At 69.0% G+C, this 22,223-nt stretch carries 24 protein-coding genes and 2 pseudogenes; 13 read left to right on the top strand and 13 right to left on the bottom strand.

Annotated elements, in window-relative coordinates; genetic code table 11:
* Nucleotides 1-238: 238 nt before the first annotated feature.
* Entirely contained in the window at nt 239-424 is a 186-nt protein-coding gene (locus PV364_RS17255; RefSeq protein WP_319660896.1) for a CsbD family protein, read from the bottom strand.
* Between the two features lie 172 nt (nt 425-596).
* Between PV364_RS17255 and PV364_RS17250 the strand changes: the two genes are divergently transcribed.
* A complete protein-coding gene (locus PV364_RS17250; protein WP_319661032.1) occupies nt 597-788 on the top strand; it encodes a DUF5670 family protein in 192 nt (63 codons plus the stop codon).
* 367 nt (nt 789-1,155) lie between these two features.
* A complete protein-coding gene (locus PV364_RS17245; protein WP_319660895.1) occupies nt 1,156-1,629 on the top strand; it encodes a hemerythrin domain-containing protein in 474 nt (157 codons plus the stop codon).
* A 403-nt stretch (nt 1,630-2,032) separates the two neighbouring features.
* On the opposite strand, the gene PV364_RS17240 is transcribed toward PV364_RS17245, so the two are convergent.
* Nucleotides 2,033-3,205 carry a PP2C family protein-serine/threonine phosphatase gene (locus PV364_RS17240; RefSeq protein WP_319660893.1) on the bottom strand — a complete coding sequence of 391 codons (1,173 nt, stop codon included), beginning with the start codon at nt 3,203-3,205 and terminating at the stop codon, nt 2,033-2,035.
* Between the two features lie 28 nt (nt 3,206-3,233).
* Here PV364_RS17240 and PV364_RS17235 point away from each other — a divergent pair.
* From PV364_RS17235 to PV364_RS17210, 6 genes and pseudogenes are all read left to right on the top strand, one after another.
* Nucleotides 3,234-3,795: pseudogene (locus tag PV364_RS17235) on the top strand (hemerythrin domain-containing protein).
* A 954-nt stretch (nt 3,796-4,749) separates the two neighbouring features.
* Nucleotides 4,750-5,688 (top strand): SRPBCC family protein, encoded by a 939-nt coding sequence (locus PV364_RS17230; RefSeq protein WP_319660892.1) that lies wholly within the window; start codon nt 4,750-4,752, stop codon nt 5,686-5,688.
* Nucleotides 5,685-6,860, top strand: coding sequence for a zinc-dependent alcohol dehydrogenase (locus PV364_RS17225; RefSeq protein ID WP_319660891.1), 1,176 nt, complete (start codon nt 5,685-5,687; stop codon nt 6,858-6,860). The genes PV364_RS17230 and PV364_RS17225 overlap by 4 nt, the downstream gene beginning before the upstream one ends.
* 518 nt (nt 6,861-7,378) lie before the next feature.
* Complete coding sequence (locus tag PV364_RS17220) at nt 7,379-7,636, top strand: DUF6479 family protein (RefSeq protein WP_319660890.1); 258 nt, start codon at nt 7,379-7,381, stop codon at nt 7,634-7,636.
* 61 nt (nt 7,637-7,697) lie between these two features.
* Nucleotides 7,698-7,910: pseudogene (locus PV364_RS17215) on the top strand (catalase-related domain-containing protein); the annotation flags it as partial.
* A 151-nt stretch (nt 7,911-8,061) separates the two neighbouring features.
* Nucleotides 8,062-8,583 (top strand): hypothetical protein, encoded by a 522-nt coding sequence (locus PV364_RS17210; RefSeq protein ID WP_319660889.1) that lies wholly within the window; start codon nt 8,062-8,064, stop codon nt 8,581-8,583.
* A gap of 69 nt (nt 8,584-8,652) precedes the next feature.
* Here the strand turns inward: PV364_RS17210 and PV364_RS17205 are convergent, their stop codons facing one another.
* The 6 genes from PV364_RS17205 to PV364_RS17180 all read right to left on the bottom strand — a co-directional run bounded on the left by PV364_RS17205 (nt 8,653) and on the right by PV364_RS17180 (nt 12,409).
* Complete coding sequence (locus PV364_RS17205) at nt 8,653-8,877, bottom strand: ATP-binding protein (protein WP_319660888.1); 225 nt, start codon at nt 8,875-8,877, stop codon at nt 8,653-8,655.
* A gap of 29 nt (nt 8,878-8,906) precedes the next feature.
* Nucleotides 8,907-9,056, bottom strand: a complete 150-nt coding sequence (locus PV364_RS17200; protein ID WP_319660887.1) for a hypothetical protein — start codon at nt 9,054-9,056, stop codon at nt 8,907-8,909.
* 663 nt (nt 9,057-9,719) lie between these two features.
* The gene (locus PV364_RS17195; protein ID WP_319661031.1) at nt 9,720-10,685 is read right to left on the bottom strand and encodes an LLM class F420-dependent oxidoreductase; all 966 of its coding nucleotides are present in this window, start codon (nt 10,683-10,685) and stop codon (nt 9,720-9,722) included.
* A gap of 267 nt (nt 10,686-10,952) precedes the next feature.
* Nucleotides 10,953-11,387: a DUF2267 domain-containing protein gene (locus tag PV364_RS17190; protein WP_319660886.1), complete on the bottom strand. Its 435-nt coding sequence runs from the start codon at nt 11,385-11,387 to the stop codon at nt 10,953-10,955.
* Between the two features lie 83 nt (nt 11,388-11,470).
* Nucleotides 11,471-11,860, bottom strand: coding sequence for a DUF2267 domain-containing protein (locus tag PV364_RS17185; RefSeq protein WP_415924565.1), 390 nt, complete (start codon nt 11,858-11,860; stop codon nt 11,471-11,473).
* 114 nt (nt 11,861-11,974) lie between these two features.
* The gene (locus tag PV364_RS17180; RefSeq protein WP_319660884.1) at nt 11,975-12,409 is read right to left on the bottom strand and encodes an Hsp20/alpha crystallin family protein; all 435 of its coding nucleotides are present in this window, start codon (nt 12,407-12,409) and stop codon (nt 11,975-11,977) included.
* Nucleotides 12,410-12,536: 127 nt separating this feature from the next.
* On the opposite strand from PV364_RS17180, the gene PV364_RS17175 reads away from it, so the two are divergent.
* The gene (locus PV364_RS17175) at nt 12,537-13,217 is read left to right on the top strand and encodes an HSP18 transcriptional regulator (RefSeq protein WP_319660883.1); all 681 of its coding nucleotides are present in this window, start codon (nt 12,537-12,539) and stop codon (nt 13,215-13,217) included.
* A 109-nt stretch (nt 13,218-13,326) separates the two neighbouring features.
* Here PV364_RS17175 and PV364_RS17170 read toward each other — a convergent pair whose 3' ends face one another.
* Complete coding sequence (locus PV364_RS17170) at nt 13,327-13,818, bottom strand: SPW repeat protein (RefSeq protein WP_319660882.1); 492 nt, start codon at nt 13,816-13,818, stop codon at nt 13,327-13,329.
* A gap of 867 nt (nt 13,819-14,685) precedes the next feature.
* Between PV364_RS17170 and PV364_RS17165 the strand changes: the two genes are divergently transcribed.
* The 4 genes from PV364_RS17165 (at nt 14,686) to PV364_RS17150 (ending at nt 17,848) form a co-directional block, all read left to right on the top strand.
* The gene (locus PV364_RS17165) at nt 14,686-15,042 is read left to right on the top strand and encodes a hypothetical protein (protein ID WP_319660881.1); all 357 of its coding nucleotides are present in this window, start codon (nt 14,686-14,688) and stop codon (nt 15,040-15,042) included.
* On the top strand, nt 15,039-15,470 hold the full coding sequence (locus PV364_RS17160) for a response regulator (RefSeq protein WP_319660880.1): 432 nt from the start codon (nt 15,039-15,041) through the stop codon (nt 15,468-15,470). Before PV364_RS17165 ends, PV364_RS17160 begins: the two co-directional genes overlap by 4 nt.
* A gap of 219 nt (nt 15,471-15,689) precedes the next feature.
* Complete coding sequence (locus PV364_RS17155; protein ID WP_415924564.1) at nt 15,690-16,535, top strand: RNA polymerase sigma factor SigF; 846 nt, start codon at nt 15,690-15,692, stop codon at nt 16,533-16,535.
* Nucleotides 16,536-16,633: 98 nt separating this feature from the next.
* On the top strand, nt 16,634-17,848 hold the full coding sequence (locus tag PV364_RS17150) for a phospholipase D-like domain-containing protein (RefSeq protein WP_319660879.1): 1,215 nt from the start codon (nt 16,634-16,636) through the stop codon (nt 17,846-17,848).
* A 605-nt stretch (nt 17,849-18,453) separates the two neighbouring features.
* On the opposite strand, the gene PV364_RS17145 is transcribed toward PV364_RS17150, so the two are convergent.
* The 4 genes from PV364_RS17145 to PV364_RS17130 form a co-directional block, all read right to left on the bottom strand.
* Nucleotides 18,454-18,621 (bottom strand): hydrophobic protein, encoded by a 168-nt coding sequence (locus tag PV364_RS17145; protein WP_319660878.1) that lies wholly within the window; start codon nt 18,619-18,621, stop codon nt 18,454-18,456.
* Nucleotides 18,622-18,734: 113 nt separating this feature from the next.
* Nucleotides 18,735-19,361, bottom strand: coding sequence for a hypothetical protein (locus PV364_RS17140; RefSeq protein ID WP_319660877.1), 627 nt, complete (start codon nt 19,359-19,361; stop codon nt 18,735-18,737).
* Nucleotides 19,362-19,864: 503 nt separating this feature from the next.
* Complete coding sequence (locus PV364_RS17135) at nt 19,865-20,731, bottom strand: alpha/beta fold hydrolase (RefSeq protein WP_319660876.1); 867 nt, start codon at nt 20,729-20,731, stop codon at nt 19,865-19,867.
* Between the two features lie 567 nt (nt 20,732-21,298).
* Nucleotides 21,299-22,207, bottom strand: a complete 909-nt coding sequence (locus PV364_RS17130) for a LysR family transcriptional regulator (RefSeq protein ID WP_319660875.1) — start codon at nt 22,205-22,207, stop codon at nt 21,299-21,301.
* Between the last annotated feature and the right edge of the window lie 16 nt (nt 22,208-22,223).

Below are 22,223 nucleotides of genomic sequence, written 5' to 3'. Positions count from 1 at the left end.
CGACAGGTTCCGCAGGCTGCCGCGCAGCACGCCGCGGCGCAGCTCCGTCGCGTTCTCCCGCACATCCCAGCCGTCTTGCCACGGGCCGCTGCGCGGCATCAACGAGGAGCGCCTGGTCCGTGTCGGGCCGGCGGATGCGAGCACCCGATGCACTCGCAACTCCCGCGAGGGGCCGCCCCCCATGACGCCCATGACGGGAGCGGCCCCGGAGTCTTGCGGACCCGTTGAACGCCGCGGGTCAGGGGCGGGCGATGTCGTGGCCGACGTCCTTTACCTTCTCCTTGGCCTCGCGGGCGTCGCCCTTGGCCTGTTCGGCGCGGCCCTTGGCGGTCAGCCTCTCGTTGCCCACGGCCTCGCCGACGGTCTCCTTGGCCTTGCCGACGGCCTGCTCGGTCTTCGCCTTGGCCTTTTCGCTGGCAGTCATCCCGCTCACCTTCCTTGGCATCGACGACGTGTGCTGTGGCTTCGTCTGACCCGTGCGAAGTGCCGCAAACATGCCGAGCGACCCGAGAGGCCGCGGCGTGTTTTCGTGGGCCCTTCGGCCAGTGAAGAGGCATGGTCTTCGCGTGCTTGCGGGTCGAGGTCAGGGGCACGCGGTGTCGAGGAGGTCGATAACGATCGTTCCCCTGCTTCTGGTACTTCTTCTGGCCCTGATCTTGTTCGGTGCGGGCTTCGCGCTGAAGGCGCTGTGGTGGATTGCGGTGATCGTTCTCGTTCTGTGGCTGCTCGGCTTCGTCGCGCGGTCCACCGGGAGCGGTGGCCGCAGGGGCCGCTGGTATCGCTGGTAGACGCACAGCGCAGCGACCGTGGCGCCACGCATGGTGGCGCCCTCGTGGGCGGGGCCCAGCCAGAAGTGGCTGGACCCCGCCCACGTTCGTACGTGCCGCGGCGTCAGACCCGGTTCTGGCATGTCCGATGAAGTGGCTCCGGAAGCCTGCGTTCCTTTCTGCGCGGCCCGACCGGCTGGGTCATGAACACGGCTGGGCAGCGCTTCCCTTGCCGGGGTGGCGAGATGGCGATGGATCTGCGCCGGTGCCGGGCGGTCTGTTCGGGTGCTTCCGAGGAGGTACCGGCCCTTGAATGCGCCCTTGGGGGTAGGCGGAGTGAGCGGCACTGGCGAGCGGTGCCCGCCATCTCACAGGACGAGGAGGCTCCGTGGACGGCATCGTGCTGCTTCGGGACGACCACAAGACGGTCGAGAAGCTGTTCAAGCGTTTCGAGAAGACTGACGCCGGCGCCTACGAGGAGAGGCGAGCGATCGTCGATGAGGTGATCGGCGAGCTCACGGTCCATGCCTGGATCGAGGAAAAGATCTTCTACCCCGCTGCGCGGGAGGCGGCGCCGGACACCACCGACCACGTCTTGGAGAGCGTCGAGGAGCACCACGCCGTGGTGTGGATGCTGTCGGAGCTCAAGGACATGGACCCCGAGGACGAACGCTTCAAGGCGAAGATGACCGTCCTGATGGAGAACGTCCGCCACCACGTCGAGGAGGAAGAACAGGACTGGTTCCCGGAGGTACGCAAGGCCATGGGCCGTAACCTGCTGGTTGAGCTGGGCGAGCAGATGCACAAAGCGAAGGCGGACGCACCGCGCGATCCGCTGGCGGTGCCCTCCGCGAAGGAATAGGCGACCACTCCCGCTTCTCGCTGACGCCGTCGATCGCTCATGCAGGGCAGGCAGACGTGGCGTGGTTCCGCTTTACCGGGACGGCAGCGGGGGTGGCGTAAACCTGTGTGTTGCTGCGGCATGGAGGTCCGTCGAGGCTCTAGGGTGTGCTGGTCCGCCCGGCCGGGATGCGCTGGCACAGGTCAGCGCTGGGCCCCCGGCTGGGCGTTCTGTCCACTGGACGGGCCCGCGACCGACTTGTGGGCTACATGTACGCAGGGTATGCGTCGGCTGCGACGGGGACCCCAATGTCGACCCCTGGTCCACCGCTTCCCTTCCGTGGCGAGACCTGGGGAGAGCGCGTATACCCCCGTACGGCGCAGGGCTTCCTCGCAGCAGCATTGCCGCGACGTTGAGCGACTGGTTACCGTCCCTGTGCTTCACGCAGAGGGTGCCATTCGAAGAGGAGTATGGTCGCGTCGTCACTCAGGCGCCCGTTCTGCGAGGCGAGGATGGCGTCGACGAGTCGCCGCAAGACTTCGGGTGCAGGTTCTCCCGCCGCGACGGCGCGGTTGATGTAGTCGATGAAGCGGTCCTCCCCGAAGCTCTTTCCGGTCAGCCGGGCCTCGGTGACGCCATCGGTGTAGACAAGGATTCGGTCGCCGGGCTTCAGCTGGATGTGGTGGACTGCCCGCTCATCTTCGGGGAGCCGAATGCCCAGGGGCAGACACGGTTCCTGGTGGAAGGCTCCGGACACCAAAATGCCCTCGCGCAGCAGGTAGGGCTCAGGATGCCCACAGTTGACCCACCTCAGGTGGCCGGTGGTCATGTGCAGTTGGAGAAGGACTCCGGTGGCGTAGCGGTCGGGGAACAGCTGCTCGAGATGGTCGTCGATGGTGCGCACGATGGCAGGCAGGTCGGCGCCGGAACGGCGGGCGTTGCGGCAGCCGGCCAGGACCACCGAGGACGTCAGGCCAGCGGCCAGATCGTGTCCCATGGCGTCGGTGACGGCCACGTGCAGCACGTCGTCGCTGACGGAGTGGTCGAAGGCGTCACCGCCGACTTCGTAGGCGGGTTCCACGACGGCGCTGGAGGTGATCAGCTCGGTGCCGATAGTGCGGGGAGGCAGGAATGCCCACACCATCTCCGCGGCCACCCCCATCGTTGTGGCACGCTGGCTGCAAGCCAACTCGTCGCTGTAGGCACCCTTGGTCACCAGTGCCATGGCCACCACGGCAGCAAGGGACTGGCAACGCCGGATCGTCGAGGCTGTCAGCGCCAGGGTCTCCACGCGAAGAACGCCCAGCCGTTCAACGCCGTCGATGATCGGCACGAACAGCACCACCCGGTCCTGCTCACCTGGCTGGATGCGCAACGATTCGGACCGGAAAGCCCATCCGGCGAGACTGGCATGCATGGCCAACCGCTGAGGCGGCTGGGTGCTCCGTGCGTCGGTCAGCTCCACCAGCGCTTTCTGCTGCAGGTCGGCCACGAAAATACCCACCCGGCTCAGGCCGGCATCGGCGTAAATATTCTGGATCACGCGAGCGAGCCGTCCCGGTTCCGTACGATGCAGCGTGTCCAGCAACGCGTCCATGACCGGGTCACTTGTGTCACTGAAGCCCATGGTCCTGCCAATCTGCGACGCACCCCGATTCCCATCACACGTGAGGCTGCGCAGCGCCGCATCCGCAGGACACGGGCCGGCACTGCCCAGGGGTGATGAGGAACGCCGTCGTCTGATGGATGAGGCGACCAAGGAACTCGTCCGTCACTCGGCGGCCGAGGAGGTGTGCCTGTACTTTGCCGTCCGGAAACCCGTTCCGGAAGGATGCACTCGCGGACCAGGAACTGAAGGATCACGCCGCGATCGAGAAGACTCTCAAGGAACTCGTACAGCGCGACAGTGACGACCCGCAGTTCGATGAGCTGATCCAGAGCCTGATCTCCGAGGTAGGCGAGCACGTCAAGGACGAGGAACAGCGCCTGTTCCCGATGCTTGCCGAGGCTTGCTCCGCAAAGCAGCCCGACGGCCTCGGCGACAAGGTCCGCACCGTCAGGAAGACGGCGCCCACCCGTCCGCACCCCAGCGCCCCCGACACCCCGCCGGCCAACAAGCTGCTCGCACCCGGTGCAGGTCTCGTAGACCGAGTCAGCGACTTCGTCAGCGGCCGCGGCCGGTCCTGACTGCAGGACCGCCACCCTGCACGACCTTCTTGTACTGCCGGGTGGCCTGGTGAGCGGCTCCCGGGCATGACCTGCCTGCCGGCCCGCGAGAGAGCCAGGCAGGCACGCAGCCCTTTGGCGCCGTCGCCCTGTCTGCCCGCCGACCGAATCGCTGTGTGGGACACTTTCCCGCGCCCATGGGTGGCGCTGTACACGGCTGCGGGAATACCCGGAGAACCGGGCCGTGCGGCGACTTCCTGGCGCTCGGCGCCCTGCGAGGGCTTACGGCTCCGCGGTCGCGGACAGCCGGCCGGGTATCCGAGACGGACACCTCGGCGACCACGCCGCGGCGTGAGCGCCGCGCGGGGTTTCAGCGAAGCCACGCAGGTAAGGCGACCCGCGAAGACGACACAGCCAGATCCTGCCCGTGCGGTGGTTCCCCGAAGGGCCTCCGGCCCTCGGTGACAGGGCCTTGCAGATCAGCCGAGTGGACCTGTGGAAACGGTAACTGCTTCACCAGCACAGACGAGCAGGGCCACACCTTCCCGCCGGTCCCCGATGACTGCTCCGGCTCCGGCATCGGCTGAAATCTCTTGATTCCGCCCATCGCGGAGAGGAGTGACATAAGACATCCCCAGCGGCAGGACTCATCGCGCGCCTGCCGCCCCGACCGGGCCGGCCGACGAGCGGCGTCCAACCCCGGCTTCGGCCGAGGCCGGACGCGCCGGCGTCGCCTGTGATCGCGTCCTACCTGAGCAGCGGCGGCCAACCCTGTCCGGCTCGGGAGGACGGAAGGCAGGCCTGATGAAGCCAGTCAAGTCCACACCACGACCCGGCGACTGCGCTGCCGGTTCGGTGACGAGTCGAGGATCGGACGGGCCACGCGGAAACCCCGGCGTTGTCCGCGACGCAGCCTTCACTCCTCACGCAAGTGGCCCTGCCTTCCCGTCACCCCATCGCACGTGAGGAGCACCCATGAAGACAGACACCCGCTCCACCTCCCCCCTCCGACACGATCCGCTCGTACGCGGCCTCGGCTGGGCCAGCGCGCTCCTGGGTGTGCCCCAGGTCGTCGCCCCGGCGGGCTTCGCCCGGGCCTTGGGCATGGACGACGCGTCCCGGCACCGGACGGTCACGACCGTCGTCGGTGTGCGCGAGCTGGTGGCGGCGGCCGGGTTGCTGGGGCGGCCGCATCCCGCCTGGCTCTGGGGCCGTGTCGGCGGCGACCTCATGGATCTGACGATGCTGACCCGGGCCATGAAGAACCACAACGGTCGCGGCTTCGGCCGCACCGTCGCTGCGACCGCCGCGGTCACCGCGATCACGGCCACGGACGTCTACGCGGCCATGACCCGCACCCATAGGAGCACTCCCGTGGAACTGACCGCGACCACCACCGTCACCCCGCCCCCGGACGAGGTCTACGCCCTCTGGAGCGACCTGGAGCGACTGCCGGACTTCATGGGGCACCTGGAGGAGGTGCACGTCACCGGCCCGCGTACCAGTCACTGGCGGGCCAGCGCGCCGTTCGGCAAGGCGGTCGAATGGGACGCCGAGACCACTCAGGACGTCCCCGGCCAGATGATCGCCTGGCGGTCGGTGGACGGCTCCGACATCGACAACTCCGGCGAGGTCCGCTTCGAGCCCGCCCCCGGCGGCGGGGGCACGGAGATCGGGGTGACGCTGCGCTACGACGTACCCGGCGGGGCGCTGGGCAGGGCCGCGGCGCGTTATTTCGGCGAGGAACCGCACCAGCAGCTGGACGACGACCTGCGCCGCTTCAAGCAGGTCGCGGAGACCGGCGAGGTCGTCCGCTCCGAGGGCGCTCCCGGCGGCAAGCGGGCCCGCGGCGAGTTCCCGCAGCACCCGGCCCGACCGCTGACCGACGGCGAACTGAAGGAGGCCCTGGCATGAAGGCGAATTGCTGGATGGGACGCAACTCGGTCGAGGTGCAGGACGTCCCCGAACCGACGGTCCTGAACAGCCGCGACGCCATCGTGAAGATCACCTCGACGGCGATCTGCGGCTCCGACCTCCATCTGCTCGACGGCTGCGTCCCCACCATGCAAGAGGGCGACATCATGGGCCACGAGTTCATGGGAGAGGTCGTCGAGGTCGGCCCTGGCGTCAGTAGTGACAAACTGCGCGTCGGCGACCGGGTCGTGGTGCCCTTCCCCATTGCCTGCGGCGTCTGCGCGTCCTGCCGGGCGGAGCTGTACTCGTGCTGCGAGAACACCAACCCCAACGCCGGCATCTCGGAGAAGTTCTTCGGCCACCCCACCGCCGGCATCTACGGCTACTCCCACCTCACCGGTGGTTTCGCCGGAGGTCAGGCCGAGTACGCCCGGGTGGTGTTGGCTGCCGTCAACGCCCTCAGAATCGAGTCGGACCTCAGTGACGAGCAGGTGCTGTTCTTGTCCGACATCCTGCCGACCGGGTACATGGGCGCAGAGATGTGCGACATCCAGGAAGGTGACGTCGTCGCCGTCTGGGGCGCCGGCCCGGTCGGCCAGTTCGCGATGGACAGCGCCCGGGTCCTGGGTGCGCAGAAGGTCATCGCGATCGACAAGGAGACCTACCGGCTCGACATGGCGGCTGCCCAGGGCTACACGACCGTCGACTTCGAGGACACCGACGTACGGTCGGCACTGCTCGAACTCACCGGCGGCCGGGGCCCCGACAAGTGCATCGACGCGGTCGGCCTGGAGGCCACACACGGTGCCTCCCACGTGCGCCTCTACGACCGGGCCAAGCAGGCGGTCCGCTCCGAGACCGACCGGCCCCACGCCCTGCGCCAGGCCATCCTGTCCTGCCGGAGCGGCGGAGTGGTGTCAGTCATCGGCGTCTACGGCGGGCTGATCGACAAGTTCCCGGCGGGTGCCTGGATGAACAGGTCCCTGACCCTGCGAGCGGGGCAGTGCCACGTGCAGAAGTACATGAAGCCGCTCCTGGGCCTGATCGAGCAGGGCGAGATCGACCCCACCAGGGTCATCACCCACCGGCTGCCCCTGACCGAAGCACCGACCGGCTACGACCTTTTCAAGAACAAGAAGGACGGCTGCGAGAAGGTCGTCCTCACGCCGTGAGGGCAGCACCGATGAACCGCGGCACCATGCGTCGTTGACGCCGACGAGCCGTGCCGGCCCGGCCCTCAAGAGTGTGAGTAGACACGCTGAGACGTGGGCGGCCTTGTCCTGCGCTGGCGGCCAGGCCGCCCGGTCCGGATGCTGCGTACAGTACTGCCGTCGGCCTCTCCCCCCGGAATCTCTTCCCTGAGGTGCCGGCTCGCCGTCCCGGATGGGCCGCGGGCTCAGGCACCGCCGTGCGCCCCATTGATGGGCCGTGCGGGGCGAATCCCTGCCGAATATCTCGGACGGGCAACAACTCGCCGCACCGTATCCAGTCTCCGGGAGAGGTACGGATCAGAGCGGCAGGCAGACGGTACGCAAGGCACTGCTTGAGTTGCCGTGTGCGCCGTCGCCGACTTCCGTGCCCTCCTCAAGCGCGCGGCCGACCTGGACGTCTGCCAGGGGGCCTTGCCCGGAGAGTACGGCGACGGGCAGGCCCCCGGCGTTGAACGCCGCCGAAGGGGTAGCCGACTCACATGCGATCACTGAACGAAATCCAGCTCGCCGTATCGCACGCCATGGTGGTCGGCACCGTGCCGCTGATCGTGGGTGTGGTCCTCGTGGTGATTCTCGTGGGGGCGGTCGTGGTCGGTCGTCGGTATCGGGCGCGGCAACCGGCTCCTGAGCAGGCCGCACAGCCCCGGGCCAAAGCGTGGAGCACGCGCGAGGAGCACGGGATGCCTCCGCAGCCGGACCACGGTCCCGGCCATCAGGACGGCATCCGCCACGGTTGAGCGCAGCGGCGGGAGCCGGCCCGTACACCGAGCACCCCACCCCGATCGCGAGGCCCCCGCGAAGGTGCGTCAGGCGCCAGCATCGTTCGACGACCACTTCAGCCAGCCCCGGCTGTTCTGGCTCAGCATGAACCCCGCCGAGCGAGAGCACATCGTGGCGGCCCTGCACCTTCGAGCTCGGCAGGTCGTCCAAGGCCTGGGTCTGCCCGCCCCCGAGCCTTCCGAGCCGCTCGCGGACGTACAACTCAGTCCCACGCTGTCGCAGGTGGGCCATATCGACGGTCAGCGAATTCCCCAGGTCGAACGCCAGATAATTCCCCACCGGCTCGACGTCTCGGGCCGCAGGCGGAAGATGCGCCGCGACAATGCCTGACCGCCCTGATATCCGGTCGATGGGCCGGAGCTCGTTGCCATACTCTCGCGCGGTGACGAACAACGTGGAGACCGGCGAGGACCTCCGTGTTCTGCTGCGGTGCCTCAGTCGGCGCTTCGAGGGCCTCGGCGCCGATGCGCCGCAGATCGACGACATCCTGCTCCGCTGGGCCGGCACCCTGCCTGACGAGGGTCCGGAGCCCGGCTGGCAGGGCCTGGCCGACCAGTTGCTCAGTGCGCTGGACGCGCCGTCGGTCGGGCTCGCCGAGCCGGCGCCCCTTGGAGACGAGCCGCCGGTCTCTTCTCCTGGAGAGCTACGAGTCTTGCTGCTGGCCCTGGCCGCCGACTTTGCCCGGGACCGTGCCTGGACGCAGGACAGGCTGGCCCAGGGACTTTGGGCCGGTGACGGCGGCGGCTGGGCGAGCGGCTCGATGGCCCAGTTCCTGGAGTCGTGGGAGGCCTGGCTCGGGGCCAGGCTAGGCAGGCCACCGGCGTTCCCGGGCGTCCCACCGATCGAACCGGTGACCTGGGCCTCTGTGGCGTGGCAGCTCGGTGCGGCCCGCGTCTACGAGTGAACGCCGCCGGCCGGCCTGATCAGTGTGGCTGGTCAACCTGATCAGACCGGCCAAGCGCGGTGGGAGAAGTCACTTGTCAGTGGGGTTCTTTGGACGCTTGTTCGGCCGGTAGCTGGGGCCGTTCATGATTACTTGGTGGCTGGTGTTGATCAGCCGGTCCAGGAGCGACTCGGCGACGACGGGCTTGGGGAAGAGGGGATACCAGTCGCTGGGAGCCCGGTTGCTGGTGATGATCAGCGAGCGCCCTTGCCGCTCGGAGACCAGTTCGTATTGCCTGTGCTCGGGTTGCTCCACGGACCCAGGAAGCCGTAGTCGATCTGGGCTTACGAGCCCGGCTCGACGTCGTCCCGCAGCACCGTCACCTTCGACCGGACCGACTCGTCCGGGAGGGTCTCGGTCACCCACCGGCGGAACGTCGACAATGACACCGTCAACTTCCCCTCGTCTTTGAGGCGCTGATGGATCGTGGTCACCGTGGTCGTCTCCAGCAGCCCCTTGACCCGGTCGCGGTGCGGCTCGATCTCTGCCCACGTGACCTGGTTCAGTCGGCGCCGGGCCGGCTCGGGAACCAGCTCTTGATCAGCTTGCCCCAGTCCGCCTCGCTCGTGGGCGGCCCACCCGGGGCCATCTCCGAAGCCTCCGCTGGCGCCAGATACTTCCTGATCGTCTTGCGGTCTACCCCCAACGAGGCCGCGAGCTGGTTCTTCGACCGGCCCGCGTACCAGTGGACTTAGTCACTCGCGGGTCAAACCACCTGATCCGGGGTATTCACGCTTCCGCCGTGGTCAAGTTCCCCCTGGGGACTCGTGACCACGCCCCTGGCCGATTCCGTGACCACGAAGCCGAGGTCACTTCGCTGCTGGGAGCCCACCGCGAGTGGGAGCGTCCGACGGTGAGGCCGCCCTGCGCGGTTCCCGGCTTCCTCGGAGAGTGCCATCGCCTGAGCGGGGGGCCGGCTTATGTGCTGAGCCCCGCAGACGCTCCGAGCCGCAGGAGCACCCGACCTCCAGCATGCGCCTTGCCCGGTGACGCCGCGCCCTGCCGGCCCGCGTCGCAGGGGGCGGGCAGGGCCACGCATGGCGGCGGGAATTCCACCGGGGAGGAGGGGTGCTGGCAACCCTCGGCCCAGGAGCGGCTCACAGTTCCCGGAGCGCGGGCAGGAGCGTCTTCTCGGCCCAGTCCAGGAACGTGAGCTGAGCGTCACCTCCAACCTGTACGAGAGCGACCTCGGTGAATCCCGCCTGCACATACGGGCGTACCGCTTCGACGAAGACCTCGGGATTGTTGCCGCAGGGGATGGACCGCGCGACGTCCTCCTCGCGCACGTACGAACTCGCGGAGGCGAAGGCGGGGGGGCCGGGGAGTTCGGCGTTGACCTTCCAGCCGCTCCCGAACCAGCGGAACTGCTCGTGCGCCCGCTGCACGGCCGCACCCCTGTCCGGGTCGTAGCAGACAGGGAGCTGGCCGACGCGGGCCTTACCCATCCCACCGTGCTCTTCGAACGCGGTCACCAGTTCTGCGTCCGGTTCGACGGCGATCATCAGGTCTCCGAGACGGGCCGCCATTTCGCAGGACTGTGCCCCGGACACTGCGATCCCGATCGGCGGAGGGCGGTCGGGCAGATCCCACAGCTTCGCTGACTCTACGTCGAAGTGCTCGCCCCGGTGGTTGACGTAGCCTCCGTCGAAGAGCGCTCGAATGATTTCCACTGCCTCGTTCAGCATGTCCTGGCGGACGTTCGCCGAGGGCCATCCACCACCGACCACATGCTCGTTCAAGTTCTCCCCAGACCCAAGCCCCAGCCGGAACCGCCCCCGGGACAGCAGTTGCATCGTCGCTGCCTTCTGCGCGACGACGGCCGGGTGGTAGCGGATGGTCGGACAGGTGACGTAGGTCATCAGGGGGATCCGGGACGTCGCCTGCGCGGCCGCGCCCAGCACACTCCAGGCGTACGGCGCGTGACCCTGCTCCTTCAGCCACGGAAAGTAGTGGTCGGACGTCACGGAGAAGTCGAAGCCGGCCTCCTCGGCGCGAACCACATGGTTCACCAGCTCCTGAGGGCCAGCCTGCTCGGTCATCATCGTGTATCCGAATTGCGTCATACCGGGCGGCTGCCCACGGACGTCCAGGGAAAACGGCGGTGACGCGGGTACGCCGGCGCACCGCGCCGGCGTGTGCCGCCCGTGATCACTGGACGCGCTGCGTGACCCTTTGTGCACGGTCGTCGCTGTCGTGCTCGTCGTCGCGGCCGTCTGCATTCCCGTGCTGCTTGTGTACCTGCTTGCCGGAGGCTGACGCACTCCGTGGGGCGGACCGGAGCCGCGGGCCCCGCGGCTGCCGGTTCGGGGGTCTGGCCGCGGTGTGCGGGGTCAGGCGGAGAGTGTGAGTTCGGCGCGGCCGAACAGCAGCGCGTAGCCGTTGGGCAGTTGGTTCAGGATGCGGGTGATGAGGTCGTCTCCGGCGAGTCGGGCGACGACGGCGAAGACGGTGCCGGCATCCCAGCGTGCGGTGGCCGGGGTGCCGCCGGTGCGTTGGGCCAGGTCGCTGACGAAGCCGAAGCCGGTCCGGGGGGTGGTGGCGGGGATCTGGGCGGTGAGCTCGAGGGCGGCGTCGAGGGGAAGCCGGGCGGCCAGGGCGACGCGCTCTTCGCCGGTGAGCTGCCGGCCGAGGGCGGCGAGCACGTGGCGTACAGCCTGCTCGGCCTGTTCGCTCGTCGCGTAGGCGCCCTCGTACCGGACGTGTTCGACCATCTGCTCGAACGACATCGCCGCTGCTGGGCGCGCTGACTGGAGTTGCTGGGACATCTGCGGGTGCTCTTTCTCTTTTTGGTGCGCTGGATGCGGTGGGAGGGGGAGGGGAGGAAGGTGTTCGCTCTTGCCGACCGTGGTCAGCCGGGTCCGAGATGGCCGAACAGCAGGTCGTAGCCGGGGGGCAGTTGCAGCAGGAGCCGTCGCAGAAGGCCCGGTCCGGCCTCCTCGGCGGCCACGCTGAGCACCGCGCCCACGTCCCACCGTGCGGTCTGGTCGGTGGCGCCTTCGATCCAGGCGGCGGTGGCCCGCACGAACCGCTCCGCGTCCAGTGGTTCGGTGGCCTGCATGGGGTTGAGCAGGATGAGCGCGTACGTCTCGGGCAGCCGTGCGGCGAGTTCGGCGCGTTCCTCGCCGACCACGTGTGCGCCCAGAAGGGCGAGGACCACGCGGGCCGCCCGGTCCGCTTCCTGAGGTGTGGAGTACTCGCCGCGTTCTTGAACCCGCGCCAGGAATGCTTCGGATCGCATGACCACGGATCTGCCCCCTTGCTGTCTGGCGCGGAGGACGGGGCCGGCATGACCAAGGAATGGCCGTCCGTCCTCCGCTGCCTGTGTGGTGCGGGGTTCCGTCCGGTTCCGGGATCAGCCGCTGATCTGCTTGCGGTCGCCTGAGGACGTGATGGAGATCTTGCGGGGCTTGGCCCGTTCCGCGACGGGGATGCGCAGCGTGAGCACGCCGGCGTCGTAGTCGGCCTGGATGTGCTCGGTGTCGAGGGTGTCGGCGAGCACCAGCTGCCGGGAGAAGACACCCAGCGGCCGCTCGGACAGCTCCATCTGCACGTCCTCGGCCTTGGCCGTGGGCCGTCGCTCGGCCTTGACGGTGAGCATGTTCCGTTCCACGTCGATGTCGATCGCCTCGGCCGAGACGCCGGGCAGGTCGAAGAGGATCACATACTGGTCGCCCTCGCGGAAGGCGTCCATGGGCATGGCGGTGGGCCTGGACCAGGTGCCGGTCGCTCCCACCAGCTGCTGGGCCAGACGGTCCAGTTCACGGAAGGGGTCGGTGCGCATCAACATCGTGAAACACCTCCAAGCGTTCGGGCAGTAACTGCCAATGCGCTTCACCTGCCTTCCGTTGTAGCATGTCATCCAAGCGATGACAAACAAGACGTCGTCGGAAGGACGACAACAGGGGGTGCCTCCATTGGCGACGGACCCGACCGACCCGACCGCCCGAACGGCCGACGACCGAGCCGTTCCGTTCCCCGCCGCCGCGATCGCCCTGGCCTCCATCGAGGAGGCCCTTCGTGTCGCCCGTGCCGCGGACGACACCGCGCCGCGACCAGGTCCTGACGAGGGTCCGGCGGAGGCACTGGCCTCACTCATCCTTCTGCGTGAGGTGCGCGAGCAGCTGGCCCGCTGGGAAAGCGGCCTGATCGAGACCGCCCGCGCCGCTGGTGCGAGCTGGGCCGACCTGGCCGACCCGCTCGGCGTCGCGAGCCGGCAGGCGGCCGAGCGCCGCTATCTCCGCCTACGGCCGGGAGCGGCGGGCACCACGGGGGAGCAGCGCGTGAAAGCCACTCGCGACGGCCGGGCCGCCGATCGCTCGGTCAATGTGTGGGCCCGGGACAAAGCCGCCGACTTGCGCCGGCTCGCCGCACAGGTCACCGCTCTGACCGACCTGCCCGAATCGGCACGCCCCGCTGTCGCAGCCGTGGACCGCGCTCTGGCCCACGACGACGCGGCCAGGCTGCTGGCTCCCCTCGCCGCCACACATCCCTTTCTGGAGTCCGGCCACCCCGATCTCGCCGCGGCCGTCGGCAGCCTCACTCGTCACACCGACCGGCTACGCGAGAGCAGCCATCAGCAGCGCCGTAGGGACTAGTGAAGTCGGCTCCCGGATCAACGCCCGAGCCGCAGTCGCCTTCCTTGACGCAGTGAGCGGCCGTGGCCATCTGGCGTCATCTGCGGCGACGTTCCGCGGCCAGTTTGTGTCAGCCGCGCCTCATGCCTCCAGGGGTGTCCGACATGGTGTGCCCCGCCGTGCGGGCGCTGCCGGGGCGCGTTGTCGCCGCTGCGAGCGCGACCACCAGGCCGATCACCCCGACGATCACATTGTTGGTGATGGTGCGCCAGTTGCTGACGTCACCCGCGACACACCAGGGCGAGATGATCGTCCACAGGGCGATGACGGCCGCCGCCCAGGCCTTGGAATGAGTGCGCTCGAAGCCTCGTCCCACGCCGCCCATGAGCAGCGCGTACGCGATACCGGCGATGAGATTGTTGACGGCGATCGTCGACAGCGTGCTGAAGCCGAAAATCGCGTTGAAGCCCGCGATCCACGGTGAAGCAGCCAGGTAGGTGCCTATGAGGAGACCCATCGCCTCTACTGCCTGACCGCGATTGGTCGCGGTCGCACGCTCGTAATCGGCGCGGAGCTCCAGCAGATCCGGGTGCTGTTCGATGCCGGGCTGTGTGCGAGACATACTGACCATCTCCTGTCATGTCGGACATTCCACTGGTCCGTCTACCCGCACTCGCGCACCCGAGTCCGGTCACCCTGTGTGCAGGAGCAGGCTTGCCCTTTGCTGCTGCGCCGGCATCAGCGTTACGGAAGTAGCCCACGCGGTGAGTGGGGGTCCACGGCGCCAGTGATGCCACGGCAAGGCTGACCCCGGCGGAATTGCGGCGCATTCTGGAAGAGCGGTTCCGATCGTCCCGGCCGGGCTTCCGTCTCGGGCGGGGGCCGCGCGACGATCGGTCCGGCGTGGTCCGGGGTCTCCGCACAGGGCTGCGCCGGACGCCGCCACCCGAGGGGCGGCAGTCGACGGGCGCCATCCGGCGAGGCTGGGCAGGGTGGGGAGCGGCAGGCATGCTGGGCCCCCTCCGGTCGCCAGCCATGACAGGGCCCCTGTTGCCGGGTAGCGGCAGGGGCTCTGTCGCCGTGACCCGTGGCCGGCCGCCGGAGGTGGCCGCATCCTGGTGGTGCGGTCCCGCCCGGCGGAACCACAGCCCCTCAGGGCGGGACCGCCCCTCACGCAACCGGCCGCGCCCGGCGTGCACGCCGTCAAGATCGGCACCAGAGTGTGTCGGAGCAGAGGTTTCCGCTCACCCCCAGGCGGACCCTCCACCATGAGTCGACCCCCGCCGCACGACTACGGCGGGGGTCGGGTCTTTGCTCAGCTCACCGTGCCGCGGTGCCCTCCAGGGCGTCGGCCACCGTCACGCTCGCCACCACGCGACTGGCGTGGTGAGGTGCAAGACGCGAAGCGCTTTGGGCGCCGACCTCGACCGCAGCCCCCGGGTGACAACTCTTGTTGTCGTTTTCGGGGGCGCGCGCCTATGGTGTGAACATGCCTGGCATCCACTTCTCCCTGCGGATGAGCGAGGAGGAGATCGCCGCGCTCACCGCCGGCGCGGTCGACGACCTTGTTCGTGACCTGGTCGCTCGTGCCTTTGAGCGCCTGCCGTGGGGTGAGCAGTCGCCCGCCCAGGCGGAGGCGTTGGCACGTCTGCACATGCTGGTTCATCTCCGGCAGGCCATCGAGCGCCTGGAAGAGAACGCTGCGCACGAGGCGGCCGACGCCGGTGCCGGCTACCCGCAGATCGGCAGGGCCTCCAACATGACCCGGCAGGGCGCGCGCCGCCGATGGCCGGGACTGATCACCCACGACCCCACCCCCCACGACACTCCCCGGAGCTCTCGATGATGATCGCCCCCGCCCGCCCCTACGACGTGCTGCTGGTCGAGGACGACGCCGCCGACGCGATGCTCATCGAGGACGCCCTCACCGCGCGCGGCACCCGCAACATCACGCAGGTCGAGGACGGCATGGCGGCCCTGGACTACCTTCGTGATCCGGGCAACCCGCGGCCGCACCTCATCGTGCTGGACCTGAACATGCCGCGCATGAACGGCCGCGAACTGCTGGCCGTCATCAAGACCGACGAGGACCTGCGGACGATCCCGGTGGTGGTCCTCACCACCTCCTCCGCGCCCGCCGACGTCTCCGGCGCCTACCAGCAGCACGCGAACGCCTACGTCACCAAGCCCGTCAACCTGGACGACTTCGAGCGCGCCGTGCAGAGCATCGACGCCTTCTACCTCGACACCGTCACCAAGCTCCCACGGCAGTAGCGTGTCGGCCGCGGGACGGCTCGCGGACCTGCCGGCTGCCCTTTCGAGTGGCCGCCCCAGGCCGCGCCGAGCCGACCCCGGCCAGGCGCCCGGCCCTGCCCGACTCCGGCCACCGCCTCGTTTCGCCGAAGGTTCGAATGCCGGGCGTGATCCGGGGCAGATGGGCGATGCCTTGGAAGTGCAGAACGCACCAGGAAACAGGTTGAGGAGGGCGCTGGGATGCAGGTAGTGGCCGATGACGTGGTCGAGACGGCGCAAGACTTCGGTGCGCCGGAGGAGCTGCCGGAGGTGTCCGGCACGATGACGGCCCCGGAGGTCCGGCAGGTCTCCAAGGTGATGTTCGCGCGGCTGCAGACGCTGGAAGAGGGCACCGCCGACTACCAGTACGTCCGCAACACGCTGATCGAGATGAACGGGGCGCTGGTGCATTTCGCGGCCCGCCGCTTCTCCCGGCGCGCGGACCAGATGGAGGACATCCTGCAGGTCGGCACGATCGGCCTGATCAAGGCGGTCGACCGGTTCGATCCCGACTACGGGGTGGAGTTCGTGACCTTCGCGCTGCCGACCATCGTGGGGGAGATGAAGCGGTTCTTCCGCGACACCAGCTGGTCGGTCCACGTGCCGCGGCGGCTGCAGGAGCTGCGCCTGGACCTGGCCAAGGCGACCGACCTCCTGGCGGTCGAGCTGGACCGGGCGCCCACGGTCGCCGAGCTCGCGGCCCGGATGGAGATCGGCGAGGACGAGGTCGTGGAGGCGATGACGGCCGCCAACGCCTATTCCGCCGCCTCCCTGGACGCACCGCCCACCGAGGAGAGCGACAGCGGGACCGGCTGGGCCGACCGGCTGGGCTACGACGACAACGCTTTCGGCAAGGTGGAGGAGATCGAGGCGGTCAAGCCGCTGATCCGGCAGCTGCCGGAGCGGGACCGGCTGATCCTGTCCCTGAGGTACGGCCACGACATGACGCAGGCACAGATCGGCGAGCGCCTCGGCATCTCCCAGATGCAGGTCTCCCGTCTCCTGACCCGGATCCTCACCCGGCTGCGCACCCAAGCTCTCCAGTAGTCCGGACCAGCGCCCCCGGGACTGCGGTGTGGGGCCAGCGGCAAGGTGGCCGGCCCCACCCACCTTTTCGACTTCTGTTTTTCCAGGAGAAGCACCGCATGAGTATCGAGAAGACCCTTGTCACACCCCAGCCGGGTGGCGACGGCCTGGTGCAGGCGGAGGAGCGCAAGCAGCGTCTGCGCCGGCGTCTGGAAAGGCTGATCGGGGTTGCCGCGACCGAAGGCAACGAGCTTGTTCCGCTGCGCAACGGGGACGAGATCTTCCCCGCGATGCTGGCGGCGGTCCGCGAGGCCGTTCACGTCATCGACATGATGACGTTTGTGTACTGGCGCGGCCAGATAGCCCGCGACTTCGCCGCTGCTCTGGCCGACCGAGCCCGCGCCGGTGTGCGGGTGCGGCTGCTGCTGGACGGCTTCGGGGCCAAGGAGATCGAACAGGACCTCCTCGACGACATGGACGCCGCCGGAGTGCAGGTCGCCTGGTTCCGCAAACCTGTGTGGACCTCCCCGCTCAAGCAGAACCACCGGTGCCATCGCAAGGCTCTCATCGTGGATGAGCACACCGCGTTCACCGGCGGGGTCGGCATCGCCGAGGAATGGTGCGGCAACGCCCGCACCCCCGAGGAGTGGCGTGACACCCACGTCAAGGTCCGTGGCCCCGCGGTTGACGGGATCGCGGCCGCGTTCGCCCAGAACTGGGCCGAGTGCCACGACGAACTGTTCGACGAGCGCGACCGCTTCAGCGAACACACCCAGCCGGGCTCCTCGACCGTGCAGGTGGTGCGCGGCTCGGCCAGCTTCGGCTGGCAGGACCTGCAGACCCTCATCCGCGTCATGCTCTCCTCCGCACAGGAACGCTTTCGCCTCTCAACCGCCTACTTCGCCCCCGACCCGTACTTCATCGACCTGCTGTGCGCCACCGCCCGACGTGGCGTCCAGGTCCAGATCCTGCTCCCCGGCCCGCACACCGACCAGCGCGCCTGCCAACTCGCGGGCCAGCACCACTACGCGGCGCTGCTCGCAGCCGGCGTGGACATCCGCCAGTACCAGCCGACGATGCTCCACACGAAGATCATGACGGTGGACCGGGTCGCCGCGCTGATCGGCTCCACCAACTTCAACCGCCGCTCGATGGATCATGACGAGGAAGTCATGCTCGCCGTCCTCGACGAGACCTTCACCGGCATCCTGGACGACGACTTCGATCACGACCTGACACGCAGCGAGGCGATCGAGGCGGACCGGTGGAAGCGCCGGTCCCTGCCGCAGCGACTGAAGGAAGCAGCCGTCATCCCCGTGCGGCGCTTTCTGTGACCTGGGGACGGGTCACGGGGGGCCGGACCCTTGGCCATTGAAGGTTGTCTCTTTCCGGTGCAGAGGGCCGCCGCGAATTGAGAGCCTCCGGGGGATCGAGCGTCACTCGCTGTGAGAAGTTCACGGACGCACAGTCCCTGGACAACGCGCATCAGGAGGTCCGTTGCGCAGAATGCCGGTGCATCAGTTCCGGGTTCGGAGAGTCCGACAGTCCCGGCCGCGTCGAACCGTCGTGAACAAGGGGCCCCGCGTCGCCGGCGGGGCCCCGGGCCCTGTCCGCGAAGGACAGACAACGATGGAAGCCTAGCGGCGCCTCTGCCATGAACGACGGCCTCCCAGGCCGACGCGCGGAGTCCGACCGGAAATGTGACCGCATCGTCGGTCCGACCCCGAGCGCGGGGCCCGCCGTCCCTGGCCTCTGGAAATGCAGCACGCATGGAACAGGGCGGCCTCGGGGAACAGGGTTGGCGGAGCGCGCCGCCGCGCGTTGACGGCGAGCCGCCTTGGTTGCGTCCACCCCCCGGAGCGGGTGGGAAGTACGAAGGGTGGGGTTCGCGGCCATGTCGGCGGCACGAGCCCCACCCTTGGAGTTGGATGGTGTCAGCTCACCATCGGTACCAGCGGCGGCGTCCGCCGCCTTCGGCGGCCCGGAAGACGAAGCCGAGGGCCCACACCACCAGCACGATGATGGCGATCCACCACAGGGCCTTGAGGGCGAACCCGGCGCCGAACAGCACCAGGGCGAGTAGCAGGACAAGCAGCAAAGGAACCATGTCGTCAACCTCCTGACGTTGCGTCTGCCCCGCGGACCGGCCACTACGCGTGCGCAGGCCGGAGTCGCCTCGGGGTGCGGTCCGCGGGTTCGCAGGTGTCGCGGTCGCGCGCGTCAGTACGCCAGATGCCAGCTGGTGGTGGGCATGTGAGTGGGCACGTGAGGGGGCAGTGAGGGGGTGTGCTGGGCGAGGGAGCGGGCGCGCTGCCACATGCCGTGTACCTGCTCGGTGGGACGCTGCTGCTCTCCGTGCAGGGCGTTGACGATCACCAGACCACCGGTCAGCGCCGGCACCAGCCATTGCAGGCATGCCAGATGACGCTGCGCGGTGGTCAGGTCGACGGGGTGCTCCGTGGCCTTCTGCGCGTCCTCCGGCCGGTCGGAGGACGCGAGCCTGATCTTCCTTCCGAGCAGGCCGCTGTATGCGGTGGCGGCCAGAGCGGCCCCGGTGAGCACGGTCTTGACCAGCGTGGAGGTCGCCACGCCCTGCTGGACGGCGACGCGGGGTGCGTTCACCGCGAGCAGGCCGCCGGCGCCGATCAGGTGGCAGCCGATCGCCGCGGCGTTGACCGGTGCCCACTTCTCCCAGCCCGAAGCGGCGATCCGGGCGTTTCCACGCTCGTTGCCACCTTCGGCCCGGGCAGCGCCGTTCAGGCCGACCGCGCCCATCAGGGAGCCGCCGTGCCATGCGGCCAGTCCCACATCGTGCAAGCTCCGCAGGACGGTATGGCGTTCGGACATGCTCGCGCTCCTTGGGGTAGCGATCTCAGACGACGGTGGCCCTCGGCTTTCCCTCACCGTCACCCACCGCGGCTGTCGCCGCCAGCGCAGCTGGTACGAACGAGCCCGCGGATCCCACGCCCGCCGGGTCCTGAGCCCGGTCCTGATGCTGCCGGGGCCCGCCCGGCGTGCAGCCCGCGGGGCCGGGGGGACGCCGACCAGGGGCCGGGCGTCGCGGACGTAGATCTGGCGACAGTCCTTCCACGCTGCCCTGACCAGGTGCACGTCGGGCCGTGGATCGCGCGGGCAAAGGCCGCGGCCCACCGGGTTCGAAAGGGACCCGCGGGGAGGCCGTGGGCACCGTGGAAGCACCGCGGGCACGGAGTACGGGTCGCCGTAGAGCGGTGTGTCGACGTCGAGGACTTGCTCGCCGTCCGCCGGCAACCTACTCCGGGCCTCTGGGGACGATGCCGGCCTCCGAGCCCCGCGCCGCCATGTGAGGCGGGGACCTGCCTCGGTCGCGCTCAGCTGAGGACGCGGCCGAGGAATCCGTGGATGTAGCCGCTGATGGCGGTCAGGTGGGTTTCCAGGGCGAAGTGCCCGGCCGGCAGCAGGTGGACTTCCGCGTCCGGCAGATCGCGCGTGAACGCCCGCGCACCGTCAGGCCCGAAGATCTCGTCGCCTTCGCCCCAGACCGCAAGCAGCGGCACCTGGCTGGTGCGGAAGTACTCCTGCAGCTGGGGGTAGCCGTCGATGTTGGTCGGGTAGTTCCGGAAAAGCGCCAGCTGGACCTCATCATTGCCGGGCCGGTCCAGCAGAGTCTGGTCGTGCAGCCAGTTGTCCGGGCTGACCAGGCTTTTGTCCGGAGCGCCGTTCTCGTACTGCCAACGGGTCGTCTCAGCCGTGAACTTGGCTCGTGCGCCTGGCTCGGTGTCCGCTCCGGGGGTCGTGGCGTAGGCGAAGAGGTCGTCCCAGAAGGGCTTGGCAAACCCTTCCATATAGGCATTACCGCTCTGCGAGATGATCGCGGTCACCTCGTACGCGGGATCGAGCGCCAGCCGCCACCCTATAGGGGCACCGTAGTCGTGGACATACACGGAGAAACGGCTGATGCCCAGACTGTCGAGCAGTCCGGCGGTGACCTTCGTGAGGTTGTCGAAGGTGTACTCGAACTCGTCGACCCTGGGCATGGAGGACTGTCCGTAGCCGATGTGATCCGGCGCGAGCACGTGATAGTCGTCGGCAAGCGCAGGGATGAGGTGACGGAACATGTGGGAACTGCTCGGGAATCCATGCAGGAGGAGGACGACCGGCGCACCGGCAGGACCGGCCTCGCGGTAGAAGACCCGCTGCCCCTCGATGGCCGCCGTGCGGTGATGGGTGGGGAGCATGCTGCCCTCCAGAAGTATCCGAGCATGGAACGCAATCAAGCCGGGAATCGACGTGGCCGGACATCGGCACCATCGACGCGAGTTCGTCCCCTTTGACGGTGGCACAACGCTCTGACGCTTCGTTCTCCGTCAAACGCTAGACCCGTCTTCGAGGCGGGGCCACTGGAAACGGGGGCGGGCCCCAGCGCAGCGTCGGGGTGAAGTGGCCCCGTTACCGTAGGTGCAAATGACGGGAGCGCCGGCCTTTCCGGACATTCCGGCTCGCTGCCGCGGGGGATCTTCACGGGTGTGGGGGGGCGGGCGCTCCGGCCTCGGGGCTCCGGCAGGCGGCGGCGTCACCGACGCGCCGACAACTCCCGCTCACGTCTGGCAATCTGCCGTCGCGGCGCTGATCGGCCGTTTGATCCACGTGAGCTACTCGGCGGAGGGAAGCATCACGGACCCCGGTCGCCCCGGCGAGCATTTCGCCGAGGCTCCGGCTTCGCCGCGTTCGTGCCGACTGCGAGTCGGCAGCCGCACTGCGCCCGCGTCCCCGCGCGGTCGGTGACGCTGAGCCGACCGAGCGGATCACCCCGGGCCACACGCGATCGGAGACGCCAGCGCCGCGACGAGTGCGGCGAGTTCGCGCTGCCGGGAGTCGGCTCGCCAGACGGCCCAGGTGTGGCGGACGACCGGGTTGCCGATCAGGGGGTGCCAGACCAGCCCTCCGGGCAGGGGGTGGACCCAGGCCGGTGAGGCGAGGGCGAAGGCGCGACCCGTTCCCACTGCCGCGAATTTCACTTCACGCGGGACAGGGCGATCATCGTCTCCTGCGCTGTCGATGTCCGTGATGCCGTGGCTGTGAAGGGTGGCAACGACCTGGTCGTGCCATGCCGGCGCGTCGGATCGGGCGAAGCCGACCCAGGACAGGCCGCTCAGGCGGTGCAGCCGTACACCGCCGGCGTCGGCCAGTTCATCCGCGCGCGAGACGGTGAGGACGACACCCATGGACTCCTCCACTGCCAGAACGCTGTCGAGAACGGCGTCTGTCGGGCGGTCGCGCACGAGGGCGATCTCGATCTCCCCGGCTCGCAGAGCCGCGAGCTGTGCGGTGCTGGGCGCGTGCTGGAGGTCCACGGGCACATTGGGATATGTGGCGCTGACCTCCGCGATCGCCATGGGCAGCAGGTCCGTGGGAAGTTCCAGTGGGACCCCCACGCGCAGTCGTCCCACTGGGGCAGCGGGGCGAGTGAGGGTGGCCATGAGTTCGTCGTGCTCCTCGACGAGAGCCCGCGCCCGGGCGAGCAGTGTCACGCCGAGTTCTGTCGGGCGCGCTCCACTGTGGTCGCGCACGAGCAGCCGCCCACCTACTTGGCGTTCGAGTGAGCGGACCGTCTGCGACAGGGCGGACTGGCTGACGTGCATCGCGCGTGCTGCCGCCGACAGGCCGCCTTCGTCCACGACGGCCACGAAGGCCCGCATCTCTCGGATCTCCATCGCGTCAAGGCCCCTT

This window comes from Streptomyces sp. MI02-7b (assembly GCF_033793585.1).
Classification (GTDB): Bacteria; Actinomycetota; Actinomycetes; order Streptomycetales; family Streptomycetaceae; genus Actinacidiphila.
Note: the sequence above shows the minus strand (reverse complement) of the source record. Positions and strands in the feature narration are given on the sequence as shown.

Bases quoted from the DNA above. Each gene is read 5' to 3' on its own strand.
- PV364_RS17225 (WP_319660891.1), top strand. From the start codon at position 5,685: ATGAAGGCGAATTGCTGGATGGGACGCAACTCGGTCGAGGTGCAGGAC.
- PV364_RS17230 (WP_319660892.1), top strand. From the start codon at position 4,750: ATGAAGACAGACACCCGCTCCACCTCCCCCCTCCGACACGATCCGCTC.
- PV364_RS17150 (WP_319660879.1), top strand. From the start codon at position 16,634: ATGAGTATCGAGAAGACCCTTGTCACACCCCAGCCGGGTGGCGACGGC.
- PV364_RS17180 (WP_319660884.1), bottom strand. From the start codon at position 12,409: ATGTTGATGCGCACCGACCCCTTCCGTGAACTGGACCGTCTGGCCCAG.
- PV364_RS17170 (WP_319660882.1), bottom strand. From the start codon at position 13,818: ATGTCTCGCACACAGCCCGGCATCGAACAGCACCCGGATCTGCTGGAG.
- PV364_RS17195 (WP_319661031.1), bottom strand. From the start codon at position 10,685: ATGACGCAATTCGGATACACGATGATGACCGAGCAGGCTGGCCCTCAG.
- PV364_RS17160 (WP_319660880.1), top strand. From the start codon at position 15,039: ATGATGATCGCCCCCGCCCGCCCCTACGACGTGCTGCTGGTCGAGGAC.
- PV364_RS17155 (WP_415924564.1), top strand. From the start codon at position 15,690: ATGCAGGTAGTGGCCGATGACGTGGTCGAGACGGCGCAAGACTTCGGT.
- PV364_RS17255 (WP_319660896.1), bottom strand. From the start codon at position 424: ATGACTGCCAGCGAAAAGGCCAAGGCGAAGACCGAGCAGGCCGTCGGC.
- PV364_RS17240 (WP_319660893.1), bottom strand. From the start codon at position 3,205: ATGGACGCGTTGCTGGACACGCTGCATCGTACGGAACCGGGACGGCTC.
- PV364_RS17135 (WP_319660876.1), bottom strand. From the start codon at position 20,731: ATGCTCCCCACCCATCACCGCACGGCGGCCATCGAGGGGCAGCGGGTC.
- PV364_RS17220 (WP_319660890.1), top strand. From the start codon at position 7,379: ATGCGATCACTGAACGAAATCCAGCTCGCCGTATCGCACGCCATGGTG.
- PV364_RS17145 (WP_319660878.1), bottom strand. From the start codon at position 18,621: ATGGTTCCTTTGCTGCTTGTCCTGCTACTCGCCCTGGTGCTGTTCGGC.
- PV364_RS17130 (WP_319660875.1), bottom strand. From the start codon at position 22,207: ATGGAGATCCGAGAGATGCGGGCCTTCGTGGCCGTCGTGGACGAAGGC.
- PV364_RS17190 (WP_319660886.1), bottom strand. From the start codon at position 11,387: ATGTCCCAGCAACTCCAGTCAGCGCGCCCAGCAGCGGCGATGTCGTTC.
- PV364_RS17140 (WP_319660877.1), bottom strand. From the start codon at position 19,361: ATGTCCGAACGCCATACCGTCCTGCGGAGCTTGCACGATGTGGGACTG.
- PV364_RS17165 (WP_319660881.1), top strand. From the start codon at position 14,686: ATGCCTGGCATCCACTTCTCCCTGCGGATGAGCGAGGAGGAGATCGCC.
- PV364_RS17185 (WP_415924565.1), bottom strand. From the start codon at position 11,860: ATGCGATCCGAAGCATTCCTGGCGCGGGTTCAAGAACGCGGCGAGTAC.